Raw genomic sequence first — 15,505 nt, 5'->3', positions numbered from 1 at the left:
CCCGATGCCGCCGTTAGCCGACTTGTTCTATTTCAAATAGAACAATATGCTTGCCCCGTGCTCATCAGACTGGACCCGAACTCGCCGGACCCGTTGTTCGTGCAACTGGCCGCGGCCGTGCGCGGCGCGGTGGCCCGGGGCGAGGTCCGGGCGGGCGAGCGCCTCCCCGGCGCGCGCGACCTCGCCGCATCGCTCGGCCTCAACGTCCACACCGTGTTGCGGGGGTACCAGCAACTGCGCGACGAAGGCCTGGTGGAGCTGCGCCGCGGACGCGGCGCGGTCGTCACCGACCGCGCCGAAACCGGGCATGCCGCTTTGCATTCCGCCGTCGCTCAGGCCGTCGCGCACGCCAAACGCGTCGGCCTGAGCGCCGACGATCTCGTCGACCTGATCAGAACGGAGTACCGATGACAGACGATCCCGGCACCGACCGGCGCCCCACCGGCCGCATCCTCCTCAGCTCCACGGCCGCACCCCTGGCCGTCGCCGCCGCGGGCGCACTCGTGCTCCGGAGCTGGCATGCGCAGCTACCGAATCCGATCGCAACACATTGGAACCTCGACGGCACCGCGGACGGATTCGCCGGCCTCCCGGCGACGATCGCACTGTTGCTCGGGTTCGGTGTCCTGTTCGCCGCCCTCGGTTTCGGTCTCGCCCGGGTCGCCGACACCGACCCTGCCCTCACCCGCGCGGTCGCCGCGACCGTCACGGGAACGGTCGCTTTCGTGACCGCCCTGATCGTGCTGGTCACCGGCTCTCAGCGGGGACTCGCGGACGCCGCCGCAGCCTCGCCGCCGGGGGCGTCTCTCCTCGCAGCACTCGGCATCGGCGTCGCCCTCGGGGCCGTTGCCGCCGCGGCGGTGCCCCGGTGGTCGCGCGGACCTGCCTCTCCCCCGGCCGCCGATGCACCGCGAATTCCCCTCGGCGCAGACGAACTCGTCGCGTGGACCCGATCGGTGGCCACCGGCAACGTCACAACGATCGTGCTCGTCGCGGCGATCGGTATCGTCGCCGCCCTCGGCGTGCTCACACGCCTGTGGATCCTGCTGGGCCTGGCCGTGCTGCTCGCCGTGCTGGTCGCGCTGACCTGCTCGATCCGCGTCACCGTCGACGTCCGCGGGGTCACCGTCGCGGGCCTGTTCGGGTGGCCGCACCTGCACACCCCGCTCGGTGCCATCGCCTCCGCCTCCGTCACCGACGTGGCACCGCTGAAGCACTTCGGGGGCTACGGATACCGCGTGGCGGTACTGGGCCCGCTGCGCGGCGCCCGAGGGTTCGTCCTGCGCGGCGGCCCCGCGCTGGTGCTGCACCGGCGCGACGGCGCACGCACCCTGGTCGTGGTCGACGATGCCGCGACCGCCGCCGGCCTCGTCAACGCCCTCGTCGAGACAGGACCGAGGCACCCCCAGTAGATTCCCGTGGAACATCTCACCTGCGGGCGGCGGAGAGTCCGGCACCGTCGATCATCCGCCGGCCACCACGTTGAGCGATCCGAGCTGCACAACACATCAACAACCAACCGGGCGCAATTCCCGGCGCGGGACGCTGCTTCGCACCACCGAACCTCACCGCTGGAGGATTTCGGAGAGCCGCCTGATGCCTTCGGCGATCTGGGCTTCGGTTGCGGCCCCGTAGGAGAAGCGCAGGAACGGTGCGGGTGGTTCGTCCACGAAGAAGTGACTCCCGTCTCCGATGAGTACCCCGGCCGCGTACGCGGCGGTGCAGATCTCGCGGGTATCTGCGCCCTGGGGCAGCCTGGCCCACAGGTGAAGGCCACCGCGCGGGACGCACGGGATGCGGATGCCGGGCGTCGTGGCGTGGATCGCGGAGGCAAGTGCGTCGCGTCGCGTCGCGAGCTCTGCGCGCAGGCGTTTCAGGTGCCGGGGCCACGCATTCGAGGTCAGGAGACCGCAGGCGATTTCCTGCACCAGCGGCGCGACGCAGAGGTCGTCGGCGGTGCGAGAGGCCCGGAGCCGTTCACCTGCCGGGCCGCGCGCGATGACCGCGCCGAGCCTGAGACCTGGGGAGGCAGGCTTCGAAAGGGTGAGGATCGATACGACGTGTCCGTGGGGGTCTTCGGTGAAGAGGGAGGGTGGGGCCTGTCCGTCGATTCCGAGGTGTCTGGCCCAGTCGTCCTCGATGATGAACGCGCCGTGTCGGGCGGCGAGTTCGAGCACCTGCTTCCGGCGCTCTGCACCGAGGACCGCGCCGGTGGGGTTCGCGCAGTTCGGCTGGAGGTAGACCACTCGCGCTCGCGTGCGTTCGAGTTCGTCGGCGAGACGGTCGACCAGGATCCCGTCGGCGTCGGCGGGCACCGACGAGAGGTTCAGGCCCGCGCTCTGCGCAGCGAGGATCGCGCCCGGATAGCTCGGGCTCTCGGTGATGACCGCCGACCCCGGCTCGGCGAGTGTGCGCATCGTGAAGACGAGGCCCTGCTGCCCGCCGGAGACCACAAGCACGTCGTTCGGGTCGGCGCGGTATTCGGAGGCGAGGATCCGCCGCAGTTCCGGCGATCCCGCTGGCGGCGTCATCATCCAGGCACGACCGCTCTTCGCCGCACGCGAGCCGATGCGATGCAGTTCCTCGTTCGGCTGTAGTTCGGGGGCGAGGTATCCCCAGGAGAGCGGGATGTGGTCGGGAGTACCGTAGCCGCCCAGGCGAGCGGCCCGGTCGGCGTCCACTCTGGCGCGGCCGAGCGCCTGAGACTGCCAGGAGAAGTCCGGTTCCGGTAGTCGTTCGCGGCCCGCCACGAACGTTCCCCGTCCGGGCTCAGCCCGGACCAGCCCGAATGCGCTCAGTTCCGAGAGAGCTGCCGAGACGGTGGCTGCACTCGCCGCGAACTCTCCGGAGAGTTCGCGGACACCCGGCAGTTTCTCCCCGATATGCATCGTCGCGATCCGCTGGCGGAGGCGTGCCGCGATTTCCGACGCTCTGTTATCATTCGACATGACGCTAGTGAATAACGTTACTCAAGTTTCTGCAAGATTGTTACGCCATCGAGCGGGCGTGACGTCGGCAGTCTCGGCGGCGCACCGATGAGCCGGGGTTCCTCTGTGCTGCGGGATGTCTCAGTCTCCGCGGTCGTCGCGGGCTTCCTCTCGGCGCTCATCAACTTCGCAGGCCCGTTCCTGATCGTGCTCGAAGCCACTCGCGCAGCGGGTCTGAACGAGGCGCAGACCGCGTCGTGGGTCTGGGCGGTGGCGATCGGCAACGGCGTGTGCAGCATCGCGCTGAGCCTGTTCACCCGTATCCCGGTGATCGTCGCTTGGTCGACGCCCGGAGCGGCGCTGCTGATCGCCTCGCTCGGCGGCTTCTCGTTCACCGAGGCCGTCGGCGCGTTCCTCGTCGCCTCGGTCGCCGCCGCAGTGGTCGGGTACACGGGCTGGTTCGGCCGGCTACTCGCCAGGGTGCCCGGCCCGGTGCTACAGGCTCTGCTCGCCGGGATCCTGCTGCCCTTCGTCGTGACCGCAGCGGGCGCCTTCACGAGCGCGCCGCTGATCGCGGGGAGCATCGTCGTCGCCTTCTTCCTCGGCAAGCGCGTCTTCGACCGATACGCAGTGCTCGCCGGACTCGTCGCCGGGCTCGCGGCGACCGGGGCGACCGGATCCTTCCGCGAGGTCGCGCCGTCGCTCGCGCTCGGCGGCCCTGTGTTCACGATGCCGGCATTCACCCCGGCCGCGCTCGTGAGCATCGCGCTGCCGCTGTTCATTGTCACGATGGCCTCGCAGAACGCACCCGGGCTCGCACTGCTCCACTCGCAGGGGTACGAGCCGAACGACCGCCTGCTCGTCGGTGCCATCTCGACGGTCTCGGCGATCCTCGCGCCCTTCGGCTGCCACGGCATCAACCTCGGCGCGATCACGGCGGCGATCGCGCTCGGCCCCGAGTCGCATCCGGATCGCGCACAGCGTTACATCGCGGGCCTCTCGGGCGGCCTCACCTATCTGCTCGTCGGCTCGTTCGGGGGCGTGCTCGTGGCCGGGTTCCGGGCGATCCCGAGCGAAACGGTTTCGGTTCTTGCTGCCGTCGCCCTGCTGGGCTCTGCCCTCACCGCACTGAAGGGGGCGATGGGCGGCGATACCCGCACCGGGATCGCGGCCCTGACCACGCTCGCGGTCACCATGTCGGGCGTCGTGTTCTTCAGCGTCGGTGCCGCGTTCTGGGGCCTCGTCGCGGGCAGCGCCGTGTACCTCCTGCTGGCCCCACGCCAGCCGGGAACCCGAACAGGCAAGGAAAGAAAGGAGAACGCAGTGATGACGTGACCGAAGCCTGAGCGCGCCGCATCCCGCATCGGATATTCGATCCTCGCGGGCGGAGAACGCTCGGACAGTACCTGGCAGTACCGCTCTGCCGAGACCTTCAACCACCGATAGGAGCCACCCATGGCAACGACCACCATTCCGACGATCCGGCCGCTCGCCCCTGCCGACGAGTGCCGCTGGCGTGTCCTCTTCCGCGAGTACCGCGAGTTCTACAAGCTGCCCGAGTCCGAGGACATCGTCTCCCGCGCATGGGGATGGTTCATGGATCCCCGACACGAATGCAAGGCTCTCGTCGCGGAAGCGGACGGCGAGATCCTCGGGTTTGCACACCATCGCCGGTTCTCCTCGCCCTACACCGGCACCACCGGTCTCTTCCTCGACGACCTGTTCACCGACCCCGCAGCCCGAGGCCGGGGCGTCGGACGTGCACTGATCGGCCGTCTCACCGAGATGGCCACCGCCGAGGGTCGCGCCGTGGTGCAGTGGGTGACCGCCGAAGACAACCACCAAGCCCAGGCGCTCTACAACACCCTCGCCACGCGAACGAGCTGGGTCACCTACGAGGCCGAACCTTCTGCGAAGTGAGCACTGCACCATGAAACCGCTGCCGCCGGAGACCCTCCGAGTGGTAGCACAGGGCGGCGGAAATGCGAGTTGATCCATTCGCCTGTCCTCGACGGTATTGGGGCCGGCCCGGAGCCGGCCCCAATACCGTCCAGCCGTGCCCTGCCTGCGGATCCCCGACCGGTAGATCGCCGACGATGATCAGTGCGTCGACCCGTCTCCGCGACAGACTCGAAAACCGTTGCTGCAGCACCACATCAGGCAATCTGACGGGGTGGCGGATCATCACAAGCAGTGGCGTCCACCAATCCACCTGCCGGTGTTGGTGACCGAGTTGCCGGGTGAACGGCGCGTACCGGCCCGCCCGACCCGCTGAACCGTGCGCAGAGGCTACGGGCCGGCCGGGAAAACCTCGACGAGCGAACCGGGTTCGATGACGACCGGTCCGGCCGCGGTGCGGTGCTCCCGTCGCCCGCCGCGGGCCGGCGGGTCACCAGGCCAGCCCGAGATCGACGGCGGCCAGGCCGGCCCGCGTGCGGTTGTCCACCCCGAGCTTGGCGTAGACGCGCTCGACGTGGTTGCGGGCCGTCTTCTCCGCGATGCACAGCTCGTCGGCGATCTGCCGGTTGGACCGGCCCCGGGCGACGAGCCGCAGCACCTCCACCTCGCGGGCGGTCAGCCCGGCCGGCCATGGCGCGCGCCGCACCCGCCGGTGTCCGGCCGCCGTCAGCACCGCCTCGACCGCCTCGGCGTCGAGGCGCCCGCGGTGGGCCTCCTGCCGCAGGCGGCCCGCCGCGTGTTCGGGGGTGAGCGCACCGCGATGCGGCCGGGGTTCCCCGAAGCGCTGGTACGTCTCCGCCGCGGCGAGGAGACGATCGGCGACACTCAGGTCGCGTCCGCGCACGCCGTTGGGATACCCGGAGCCGTCGAGGCGTTCGCGGTGCGTGGTTGCGACGGCGACGACGTCCTCCATGCCGGTGACGCGGCTGAGGATCCGCCCGGTCAGGTAGGGGTACAGCCGGACCCGCTCCCATTCGGCGCCGGTGAGCGGACCGGGCTTCTCCCAGATCCGGTTGGACACCCCCATCCGGCCGAGACCGTGCACGAGCCCGGCCCGGTAGAGCACCTCGACGTCCGTCGCCGGCAGGCCGCGCAGGCGGCCCGCGGCCGCGGTCAGCTCGGCCACCGCCCGCGAATGCCCGAGCAGGCAGGGAACTTTCAGGTCGACGAAGTCTGCCATCGCACGAAGCAGCGTGTCGAGTTCGTCGCCGGCGAGGACGCGCGCACGGTCGGGCGCCCGATCCAGCGCCGCCGCCCACGCGTCCTGCTCGAGCAGACCGTCGGTGAGTTCGCCCGCGGCCTCCTGGAACACCCGCGCCACCCGCGGACAGAACTGGGTCCCGCTGCGCGCCCGCGCGACCTCGACGGCCCGCCCCGGTCCGCCGGCCCGCAGATGGACCTCGGAGACCTCCGCGAGGTGCACGATGTGCATCTCGAGGGGGATGTCGTCGCCGCGCACACCCGCGGGCAGCCCGGCACCGTCCCACCGTTCGAACGCGTAGGCCAGGGCCGCGCCGATCTGCCGGTCGAGCCCGACCCGGTCGGACAGCGTCCCCGCCGAGGCGCAGTGCGAACCGATCAGCTCGGCCATGCGACGGCGGGCGGTCAGCAGGAACGCGACGACCTCGACCCCGCGACGCGCGCCGTCGAGCCCGCGCCCGACGTGGCTGGTCAGCATCCGCAGGAACGGCAGCCCCCTCATGTCGACCCCGTAGGTATCGGCGCGGAGTGCGATGTCGTCGCCGAACAGCTGCGCCAACTCGTGCGAGTCCGCGTGGCAACCGATCCAGGCGACGAGGTTCGCGTAGTAGACGACGGCCTGCTGCCGTGCGTCCAGGCCCATGCGCTCGGCGATCCGTCCGGCCAGCACGGCGGACCGCAGCATGTGCTCCATCGGCTGCCCCAGGCCCAGGTCGATCGCCAGGGACAGCGCCGCGAGCAGCTCGGCGCGCCGCGGCCCGTCCCGCGGGCCCGGAGACGACTCGCTCCTGCGCTGCACGGCCCCATTGTCCTCCGCCGCCTGAGCCGGGGCGCAGGGCCGGACGGATGCCGAAGATGAGGCATCGGCCCCATGCTTCCGGTCACGACGCGGCGCACGATCGGGAGGACCGTATTCGTACGCCGAGGGAGGACGAGATGAAGACCACACCGCAGGAAGCCGCCGAGGAGCCCCGCGCCCTGCCCCAGGTCGCCGGCGAGCGGTTCACCGGGTATGCCGTGATCGGGGCGCCGTTCGCCAGCGGGCACTGTCTGGCGCTGCGCCGGTTCACCGCCGGGTCGGTGGGCCCCGCCTTCACCGCGGTCTGGCACCGCGACCCGCAGGGCCACTGGACCGTCTACAGCGATGCCGCGCCGGAGCACGGATGCGCCCGCTACCTCGGCGCCGCCCTCACCCGGACGGTGCGCACCGACGTCGCCGCCGAGTGGACCGGCCCGTCCCGGTTGCACATCACGGCGGGCGACGACGTCGTCTGGGACGTGCGGGTGTCCTCGTCGCCGGCCACCACCCTGGCGACCCTGGCCGGCCGGCTGCTGCCGGGTGGGGCGCGGCACAACCCCGCGGTCCTGGCCGCCGTGGCGCGCGTCGCCGGCCCGGTCCTGGGCGCCGGCCGGATCCGGCTCACCGGCGACGTGCCGAACGGACAGTGGTTCCGCGCCGCACCGCGCCGGTTGTGGTCCGCCCGCACCCTCGCCGCGGTGGTGGGCGGCGTCGACCTCGGCGCCGACGGGCCGCTGCCCGAACAGGAGCGGCTCGGCGATTTCCGGATTCCTCAGCGCGCCCTGTTCGCGACCGTCGATGCCTGGTTCGAGCCGTTCGATCCGCTGCGGCACGCGCCGGCGTCCCCGGGCGGTGCGCTCACCTGCTGACCCGTGCCGGCACTTGCGCGTGCGATGATCTTGTGGACCATCGAGGGGGTGCCATTGTCTGAAAGCATCGTGCCGGTGACGGGTAGACGAACCACGCGGGGGGCGTCCGAGGACCCTGTGTACGTTCCGCTGCGCAGCATCTCCGAGGCGGCGGCGACGCTGCAGGAGTCGGTGGCGCGGCAGAACGCCACGGACTACTACGAGGTCCGCGCGGCGATGGATGCGGAGTACTACTGGCGCGCCGTGGTGCAGACCTTTCAGATCGCCGACGAGTCGTTCCTGCACGCCTCGCGCGGCACCCAGGACGGTGCCGACATCTCGGCCCACGTCATGGCCCGCGCCGCGGACTGGGTGGCGAAGACGGAACTGGCCGTCGAGGGCTCCCGGATGTACGGGGCGCTGGTCGCATTCACCCAGGGTGTGGGCGACGGGTACGCGGCGGTGGAGTCGTGGGCCGACGCCACCAAGCGAGCGAGCCGATAGGCCGCTGCGCGGCCGGTGCGTCCTTTGGGTTGCTCCTGCCGCCCAAAGGACGCACCGGGCTACAGCCCCACCGCCGCCCGCTCCCCCTCGACGATTGCGGCGTGTGCCCGTCGCGGCGTGACCGCGTCGCCGATCCGCACGACGTGGAAGGCGCTGTCGCGCAGCGCTACCCAAAGATCGTCCACGGGGTCCTGATGGGTGGCCACGACCACCGCGTCCACCGTGCGGGTGTGCGCGACGGCGGTCGGGTGGTGCCACAGCGCGACATCGAGCCTCCCGCCGGTCTCGGTGACGGCGGTGACGAGCGTGTCGGTGAGCTGCGCGATGCCCTCGGCGTGTGCCCGGCGGGTCCAGCTCTCCATGTCGAGGGTCAGGCCGAGGTCCTGTCCGACGATCATCCCGGCCGTGCAGACCGTGACCGCGGCGCCGCGGCCGGCGAGCAGTGCGGCCACCGACGTCGCCTGGTGGAAGCCGAGGTCGTCGACGACGAGGACGTCGCCCTGCGGGGACACGCGGCCGTCGAGCACGTCGCGGACGTCGACGACGAGCGCGGTGTCGCCGGCCCAGTCCGGGCGCCGCGGGCGCGCCCCGGTGGCGACGACGACCGCGTCCGGTCGGTGCTCCTGCACGAAGGCGGCGTCGACGTGCACGCCGATACGCACATCGACGCCCGCGCGGCGGCATTCGACCTCGAGGCTGTCCACCATGCCGGCGAGTTCGCCACGGCCCGGAGCGGTGGCGGCCGTGCGGATCTGACCACCCAGGGCGGGGGTGCGCTCGCACAGGGTGACCCGGTGCCCGCGCTGCGCGGCGGTCGCGGCGGCGCGCAGGCCGGCCGGTCCGCCACCGACGACCAGCACGCGCCGGCCGGGGACCGCCGGATCGGGTAGCAGCTGCGCCTCGCGGCCGGCGCGGGGGTTCTCCACGCAACCGATCCACCGGCCGAGCCCTACCCGGCCGATGCACTCCTGGTTGCAGGCCAGGCACGGACGCACGGCCTCGTCGTCGCCGGCGAGAGCCTTGGCGGCGAAGTCGGGGTCGGCGATCTGGCCGCGGACGACGCCGACGAGGTCGCAGCGCCCCTCGGCGAGGGCCGCCTCGGCCTGGGTGGGGGTGGTGAAGCGTCCGACGCCGACGACCGGCAGCCGCACCCGCCGCCGGATCGCGTCGGGCACGAACAACGCGTAGCCGTGGGGCGTGGCCATGGACGCCTCGATCAGGTGCAGCGTCTCGGTGGCCACGCCGATCGAGGTGTTCAGGTAGTCGACGTGCCCGCTGTCTTCGATCATGGCGGCGACGGCGACGGCGTCGTCGAGGGTGATCCCGCCGTCGGTGCCGTCGTGCCCGCTGAGGCGGACCCCCACGACCAGGTCGGACCCGACCGCCGCGCGCAGTGCCCCGACGACCTCGAGCAGGAACCGCGCCCTGTTCCGGAGCGGTCCGCCGTACCGGTCGGTGCGCAGGTTGGTGCCCGGGGACAGGAACTGCCGCACGATCGACGCCTGCGAGCACTGCAGTTCGACCCCGTCGAATCCGCCGGCACGGCAGTGCTCGGCGACGCGGGCGTACCCCTCGACGAGGTCGCGGATCTCGTGCTCCTCGAGCGCCTTGGGCACCTCCCGGAACAGCGGGTCGGGCACGGCGCTGGGCGCCCACAGCGGCAGGCCGGTGTACATGCCGCAGCCCTGGGCGCCGTTGTGGTTGAGCTGGGCGAAGATTCGCCCGCCGCGGGCGTGCACGGCGTCGGTGATCCGCCGGTACCCGGGCACCACCGCGGGGTCGTACCCGCGGATCAGCTTCTCGTAGGGCCGGTCCGTCGGGTGCACGGTGTGCTCCTCCGAGACGATCAGCCCGGCTCCACCGCCGGCCCGCGCCGCGTAGTACGCGGCGTGCTGCGCGGTGGGCAGCCCGTCCTCGGCGAAGTTGGTCAGGTGCGCGGAGAACACCACCCGGTTGCGCAGCGTGACCGGGCCGAGCCGCAGCGGGGCGGCCAGCCGTGGGTGCGGTCCGGCGGAGCAGGTTTCGCTCACACCTTCGAGTTCCCCTGGTCGAGGGCCATCTGGCTGCCGGTGACGGTCCGGGCGCGGTCGCTCGCGAGATACAGCACGGCCTCGGTGATGTCGTCGACGTCGGCGATCGGCTTCTCGGTGAGGATCGGGGCGAAGCTCGGCAGCCAGTGCGGGTACTTCTCGAACAGCGTCAGCGCGCCCTGGTCGGTGCCCATCGGGGTGTTCACGCCGTAGGGGTGGATGGAGTTGACCCGGATGCGGTACTCGCCGAGCTCCTTGGCGGCGCTCTGGGTCAGGCCGACGAGGCCGAACTTCGCGGCGGCGTAGTTGGCCTGGCCGGGCATGGCCTTCAGCCCGGCGACGGAACTCACGACGATGATCGACCCTCCGTTGCCGGCCTCGATCATGGCGGGCGTGGCGGCCTTGAGGGTCTTGAAGACGCCGGTGAGGTTGATGTCGATCAGTTCCTCGAACTGATCGTCGGGCATCTCCCAGAAGCGGTTCCAGTTGCAGATGCCCGCGTTGGCGACGACGACGTCGAGGCGGCCGAACTGGGCGACGCCGTCGTCGACGACGGACTTCAGGGCGGCGCTGTCGCGCACGTCGGCGATGCGCGCGTGGATCTTCGCCCCCTCGGCCTCGACGAGCTGGACGGTCTCGTGGAAGTCGGCTTCGGTGACCGGTGCGTAGGAGTTGTACTCCGAGACGGGACCGGCAATGTCGACGCCGATGATCGACGCGCCCTCCCGCGCGAACCGGATCGCGTGGTTGCGTCCCTGACCGCGCGCAATGCCGGTGATGAACACGACCTTGCCGTCGAACTCGCCCATTCGTCGATCCTTCCGATCCGTAGCAGTCTGCAACAGGTTACAGTTCGGATCCGAGCGTGTGACCCTCCCGTACCGCCTGGTGGACACTTCGCGGCGCCAGGCAGTCGCCGATCCGTGTCAGCCCGGTGCGGTACAGGGTGTCCTCCGGCAGCCCCGGGGCGCAGTCGACGAGCAGCGCGCCGGCGACGTCGGTGCGCCGTCCGGTCAGCCGGTGCTCGAGTTCGACCGCGTCGGCGCCGACCCGTCGCACCGTGACCCCGAGGTGCCGGGCGACCCCGGCCCGCTGCAGCCGGGTGTTCGCCGCGACCAGGTCGCCCGTCGGCGCGAGCCGCGACCCGGCGATCGGGTCCGTCGTGGCGTACGAGACGGTATAGCCCTGGGCGGCAAGCTGTTCCGCGATGCCCACCGCGACGGGACCCCCGACGGGATCCCACACCACGACCGGCCGCACGGCGATCGGGCCACCGGCCAGCAGGCCGGCTGCGGTGACGTAGTGGCCCTCCTCGGCCGGGTACTCGGGGGGCCGGTCCCGGCTGCCGGTGGCGAGCACGACGGCCTCGCCCGCGGCCACGGCGTCCTCGAGTTCGCCGGCGGTGACGGCACGACGGGTGTCGATCCGCACGCCGAGCGCGCGGCAGCGGGCCTCGAGCCAGTCGACGAGCGCGGAGAGCGTGTCGCGTCCCGTGCCCACCGCCGCGGTGCGCAGCATCCCGCCGACGCGTCCGGCGCGCTCGACGAGGCGGACCCGGTGACCGCGCTCCGCGAGGACCCGGGCGGCCTCGAGCCCGGCCGGACCCCCACCGACCACGAGGACGTCCCGCGCGGCGGCGGCCGGAGGCTGCGGCGCGCGCGTCTCGTGCCCGGCCTCCGCGTTGCCGATGCAGCCGACCCGGGGATTGCGGAAGTCGCGCACCAGGCAGGCCTGGTTGCACAGCACGCACGGCCGGGGCGAGCGGCCCTCGCGCACGGCGGTGACGAGGTCCGGATCGGCGATCTGCGCGCGGGTCATCTCGACGAGGTCGCCCACCCCCTCGGCGAGGGCGCGCTGCGCGGCGGCGGGGTCGACGACGCTGCCCTGCAGGACGACGGGGACGGCGCCCGCCACCGCGTCGCGGACGGCGCGGCACAGTCCGGCGTTGAACCCGGCCGGCGTGTGCGCGTCGGGCCGGTACGCGCCGGGGGCGTAGAGGCCGCCTCGCACGACGGTGAGCAGATCCAGGTCCGGCGCGAGGTCGCGGGCGTGGGCGGCGGCGTGCTCCGGGGTGATGCCGGCCCAGGGCGCCTCCTCGTCGCAGCTCAGGCGCAGCGCAAGGATCCGCCCGGGGCCGAGTTCGGCGCGCACGGCCGCGACCACCCGCCGCAACAGCAACGACCGGTCGGCGCCGTAGCGGTCGGTGCGCCGGTTGGTCAGGCCCGAGAGGAACTGGCGCAGCAGCGCGGTCGGCCCGGCGTCCAGTTCGATCCCGTCGACATCGGCGGCGACCGCGACCGCGGCGGCGGCGCGGAATCCCTCGATCACCGCATCGATCTCGTCGTCGCCGAGTTCCATGGGCAGTTCCCGGACCGCGGGGTCCGCCACCCGCGACGGGGCCCACAGCGGTGCCTGGGTCCACGCGCTCGAGCCCTGCAGCCCGGCGTGGCCGAGGCCGGCCAGCACCAGGGTGCCGTGCGGCCGGCAGGCGGTTACGACGGCGGCCCATCCGGGACCGCACTCCGCGGCCAGGGGTGCCCGCTCGTAGGGCTGGTCGTGCGGGTGCACGGAGGCGACCTCGGTCACGAGCACCCCCGCGCCACCGCGCGCGCGGCGCTCGTAGTACGCCACGTGTTCGGACGAAAAGGTCCTCCCCACACCGAGATTGGTTTCGTGCGGCCCGAAGAGCACCCTGGCCGGCGCGTGGCGTCCGGCCAGGGTGATCGGTTCGGTGAGGGTGCCCATCGGCAGGTGGACCGCTCAGATTCCGAGGTCGCGCCGGAAGCCCGGCGGGACGACGATGTCGTCGGGGGTCAGCTCGTGGATCGACGTCTTGCCGAGGCCGATGAGCGCGGACCCGATGCCGCCGGCGAAGATATCGAGGACGTTCTCCACGCCCGCCTGCCCGTTCGCGGCGAGGCCCCACAGGTAGGCGCGGCCGATCATCACGGCCTTGGCGCCGAGGGCGAGGGCCTTGACGACGTCGCTGCCGCGGCGGATGCCGCCGTCGAGCAGCACCTCGATGTCCTTGCCGACCGCCTCGGCGATCGCCGGCAGCGCCCGGATCGGGGCCGGCGTGCCGTCGAGGTTGTTGCCGCCGTGGTTGGACACCGAGATCGCGGTGACGCCCGCGTCGACGGCGCGCTTGGCGTCGTCGACCCGCATGACGCCCTTGAGCATGAACGGCGCGTCGCCCCACTGCTCCCGCAGCCACGCCACGTCCTCCCAGGTAGGCAGCGGGGTGCCCATCCACTCGCCGTAGGCGCCGAAGAACGTCGGGGCGCTGCCGCCGGGCGGGGTCAGGTTCGGGGTGGTCAGGTCCGGCACCTTGCCGGTCTTCGCCCAGTCGAGCAGCCAGCTCGGCCGCAGGATGCCCTCGGGGGCGAACCGGAACATGGCCTTGAGGTCCATCTTCTCCGGAATGGCGGGGCTGCCCCAGTCGCGGCCGCTGGAGAACGACCAGTCCAGGGTCATGATCAGGCCCTTCGCGCCGGCGGCGCGGGCCCGCTCCATCCGCTGGACCAGCACGTCGCGGCTGCCCACCCAGTACATCTGGAAGAAGGTCTTGTCGTTGGCCGCGGCGACCTCCTCGATGGACTTGCTCGCGAACGAGCTCAGCCCCATCGCGGTACCGCGGGCCGCGGCGGCACGGGCGACGGCGACCTCGCCGTCCGGATGCACCGCCTGCACGCCGGTCGGGGAGATCACCACCGGCAGGGCGATGTCCTGACCCATCACGTGGGTGCCCATCTCCCGCTTGTCGGACAACCCCGCCACGTGCGGGGCGAAGCCGAGCTCGCCGAATGCCGTCAGGTTGTCCTCGACGGTGATGCCCTTCTCGGAGCCGGCCACGAGGGCGCCGTAGACGGACCTGGGGAGCTTCTTCTTCGCCCGTTGCTGCGCGACCGCAACGGTTTCGAACCATTCCTTGGACATGGATCTGCCTCTCCTACTTGCACGAACGGGGCCGGCTATTGCATTCCGGCGAGCGGGTTTTCGTCGCAGGCCCGCGACGGCGGGCGCACCATCAGCTGCAACGGGACGGGCGCGCGCGGGGTGCGGCGCTCACCGGTGCGCGAGTGGTCGACGCTGGACTTGGGGACGGTGCGGTCGGCGCTGAGCGCGGATTCGCCGTAGCCCTGGACGCATTCGGGATCCGGCCCGTCCATCGGCAGACCGGTGAAGAACTTCGCGGCCATGCAGCCGCCGCGGCACGAATCGTAGAAGGTGCACTTGCTGCAGGCCCCGCCGGTCTGCGGCGACCGGAGTTCGGTGAAAAGCTCGGAGTGCTGCCACACCTGCTGGAAACCGCCGTCGGACAGGATGTTCCCGGCAAGGAACTTGTCGTGGATGGCGAAGGGGCAGGCGTACACGTCGCCCACGGGGTCGATCAGGCACACCACCCGGCCCGCGCCGCACAGGTTCAGCCCCGGCAGCGCACCGGCGCCGTCGCTGCCACCGAAGGCGGACAGGTGGAAGAACGAATCGCCGGTCAGCACACCCTCGCCGTGTGCGACGAGCCAGTTGTAGAGCTGCCGCTGCTGCTCGTGGGTGGGGTGCAGGTCGTCCCACACGTCGACGGCACGGCCGGAGGGACGCAGGCGGGTGATGCGCAGCGTCGCGCCGTACTGGTCGGCCAGGGCCTTGAACTCGTCGAGCTGGTCGACGTTGTGCCGGGTCACGACGACGGAGATCTTCGCGTCGCGGAATCCGGCCTCGGCGAGGTTCTCGAGGGCACGCACGGCCATCGCGAACGAGCCGGGGCCGCGCACGGCGTCGTTGACCTCGGCGGTGGCGCCGTCGAGGGAGATCTGCACGTCGACGTAGTCGGAGGCCGCGAGACGCGCGGCGACCTTCTTGTCGATCTTGACGCCGTTGGTGGAGAACTTCACGCCCACCTGGTGCTCGGTGGCGTAGTCGACCAGCTCCCAGAAGTCCGAGCGCACGGTCGGCTCTCCGCCGCCGATGTTGACGTAGAACACCTGCATACGCTGCAGTTCGTCGATGATCGCCTTGCACTGTTCGGTGGTCAGCTCGCGCGGATCACGCCGGCCGGACGAGGACAGACAGTGCACGCACGACAGGTTGCAGGCGTAGGTCAGCTCCCAGGTCAGGCAGATCGGGGCGTCGAGACCCTTCTCGAACTGGTCGACCAGGCGGCCGACCTTGGGCGGGCCGGAAGCTTCTCGTACTGCGGCGGATTCGAGCACAGAGGTCATGGGCTGCGTCCTCGTCGGT

At 71.8% G+C, this 15,505-nt stretch carries 13 protein-coding genes; 6 read left to right on the top strand and 7 right to left on the bottom strand.

The window, feature by feature from the left end; genetic code table 11:
* The first annotated feature begins 57 nt into the window (after nt 1-57).
* Entirely contained in the window at nt 58-411 is a 354-nt protein-coding gene (locus G6039_RS14550; protein WP_006930948.1) for a GntR family transcriptional regulator, read from the top strand.
* On the top strand, nt 408-1,412 hold the full coding sequence (locus tag G6039_RS14545; RefSeq protein WP_043800532.1) for a DUF1648 domain-containing protein: 1,005 nt from the start codon (nt 408-410) through the stop codon (nt 1,410-1,412). Before G6039_RS14550 ends, G6039_RS14545 begins: the two co-directional genes overlap by 4 nt.
* Before the next feature lie 153 nt (nt 1,413-1,565).
* Here the strand turns inward: G6039_RS14545 and G6039_RS14540 are convergent, their stop codons facing one another.
* The gene (locus tag G6039_RS14540; protein WP_051446103.1) at nt 1,566-2,948 is read right to left on the bottom strand and encodes an aminotransferase-like domain-containing protein; all 1,383 of its coding nucleotides are present in this window, start codon (nt 2,946-2,948) and stop codon (nt 1,566-1,568) included.
* 87 nt (nt 2,949-3,035) lie between these two features.
* Here G6039_RS14540 and G6039_RS14535 point away from each other — a divergent pair, with 87 nt between their 5' ends.
* Both G6039_RS14535 and G6039_RS14530 read left to right on the top strand, forming a co-directional pair.
* Nucleotides 3,036-4,262 (top strand): benzoate/H(+) symporter BenE family transporter, encoded by a 1,227-nt coding sequence (locus tag G6039_RS14535; protein WP_051446104.1) that lies wholly within the window; start codon nt 3,036-3,038, stop codon nt 4,260-4,262.
* A gap of 120 nt (nt 4,263-4,382) precedes the next feature.
* On the top strand, nt 4,383-4,847 hold the full coding sequence (locus tag G6039_RS14530) for a GNAT family N-acetyltransferase (RefSeq protein ID WP_006930966.1): 465 nt from the start codon (nt 4,383-4,385) through the stop codon (nt 4,845-4,847).
* 469 nt (nt 4,848-5,316) lie between these two features.
* On the opposite strand, the gene G6039_RS14525 is transcribed toward G6039_RS14530, so the two are convergent.
* Entirely contained in the window at nt 5,317-6,885 is a 1,569-nt protein-coding gene (locus G6039_RS14525) for an HD domain-containing phosphohydrolase (RefSeq protein WP_043800537.1), read from the bottom strand.
* Nucleotides 6,886-7,022: 137 nt separating this feature from the next.
* Between G6039_RS14525 and G6039_RS14520 the strand changes: the two genes are divergently transcribed.
* Entirely contained in the window at nt 7,023-7,754 is a 732-nt protein-coding gene (locus tag G6039_RS14520) for a hypothetical protein (RefSeq protein ID WP_043800540.1), read from the top strand.
* Between the two features lie 75 nt (nt 7,755-7,829).
* Nucleotides 7,830-8,237 (top strand): hypothetical protein, encoded by a 408-nt coding sequence (locus G6039_RS14515; RefSeq protein ID WP_230304501.1) that lies wholly within the window; start codon nt 7,830-7,832, stop codon nt 8,235-8,237.
* Between the two features lie 59 nt (nt 8,238-8,296).
* Here the strand turns inward: G6039_RS14515 and G6039_RS14510 are convergent, their stop codons facing one another.
* The 5 genes from G6039_RS14510 to mftC are packed head-to-tail and all read right to left on the bottom strand — an operon-like array spanning nt 8,297 to nt 15,486.
* The gene (locus G6039_RS14510; protein ID WP_043800543.1) at nt 8,297-10,267 is read right to left on the bottom strand and encodes a mycofactocin system FadH/OYE family oxidoreductase 2; all 1,971 of its coding nucleotides are present in this window, start codon (nt 10,265-10,267) and stop codon (nt 8,297-8,299) included.
* Nucleotides 10,264-11,076 (bottom strand): mycofactocin-coupled SDR family oxidoreductase, encoded by an 813-nt coding sequence (locus tag G6039_RS14505; protein ID WP_043800546.1) that lies wholly within the window; start codon nt 11,074-11,076, stop codon nt 10,264-10,266. Before G6039_RS14505 ends, G6039_RS14510 begins: the two co-directional genes overlap by 4 nt.
* A gap of 37 nt (nt 11,077-11,113) precedes the next feature.
* Nucleotides 11,114-13,012 carry a mycofactocin system FadH/OYE family oxidoreductase 1 gene (locus tag G6039_RS14500; protein ID WP_043800549.1) on the bottom strand — a complete coding sequence of 633 codons (1,899 nt, stop codon included), beginning with the start codon at nt 13,010-13,012 and terminating at the stop codon, nt 11,114-11,116.
* A gap of 15 nt (nt 13,013-13,027) precedes the next feature.
* Nucleotides 13,028-14,203, bottom strand: a complete 1,176-nt coding sequence (mftD, locus tag G6039_RS14495) for a pre-mycofactocin synthase MftD (RefSeq protein ID WP_006930976.1) — start codon at nt 14,201-14,203, stop codon at nt 13,028-13,030.
* Nucleotides 14,204-14,238: 35 nt separating this feature from the next.
* The gene (gene mftC / locus G6039_RS14490) at nt 14,239-15,486 is read right to left on the bottom strand and encodes a mycofactocin radical SAM maturase (RefSeq protein WP_006930977.1); all 1,248 of its coding nucleotides are present in this window, start codon (nt 15,484-15,486) and stop codon (nt 14,239-14,241) included.
* Between the last annotated feature and the right edge of the window lie 19 nt (nt 15,487-15,505).

The sequence above is a fragment of the Rhodococcus aetherivorans genome (genome assembly GCF_011058165.1).
GTDB classification, from domain to species: domain Bacteria; phylum Actinomycetota; class Actinomycetes; order Mycobacteriales; family Mycobacteriaceae; genus Rhodococcus; species Rhodococcus aetherivorans.
Note: the sequence above shows the minus strand (reverse complement) of the source record. Positions and strands in the feature narration are given on the sequence as shown.

Excerpts from the sequence above, each read along its gene's own strand:
- G6039_RS14545 (WP_043800532.1), top strand. The coding sequence starts at position 408 with ATGACAGACGATCCCGGCACCGACCGGCGCCCCACCGGCCGCATCCTC.
- G6039_RS14540 (WP_051446103.1), bottom strand. The coding sequence starts at position 2,948 with ATGTCGAATGATAACAGAGCGTCGGAAATCGCGGCACGCCTCCGCCAG.
- G6039_RS14535 (WP_051446104.1), top strand. The coding sequence starts at position 3,036 with ATGAGCCGGGGTTCCTCTGTGCTGCGGGATGTCTCAGTCTCCGCGGTC.
- G6039_RS14530 (WP_006930966.1), top strand. The coding sequence starts at position 4,383 with ATGGCAACGACCACCATTCCGACGATCCGGCCGCTCGCCCCTGCCGAC.
- G6039_RS14520 (WP_043800540.1), top strand. The coding sequence starts at position 7,023 with ATGAAGACCACACCGCAGGAAGCCGCCGAGGAGCCCCGCGCCCTGCCC.
- G6039_RS14505 (WP_043800546.1), bottom strand. The coding sequence starts at position 11,076 with ATGGGCGAGTTCGACGGCAAGGTCGTGTTCATCACCGGCATTGCGCGC.
- G6039_RS14500 (WP_043800549.1), bottom strand. The coding sequence starts at position 13,012 with ATGGGCACCCTCACCGAACCGATCACCCTGGCCGGACGCCACGCGCCG.
- mftD (WP_006930976.1), bottom strand. The coding sequence starts at position 14,203 with ATGTCCAAGGAATGGTTCGAAACCGTTGCGGTCGCGCAGCAACGGGCG.
- mftC (WP_006930977.1), bottom strand. The coding sequence starts at position 15,486 with ATGACCTCTGTGCTCGAATCCGCCGCAGTACGAGAAGCTTCCGGCCCG.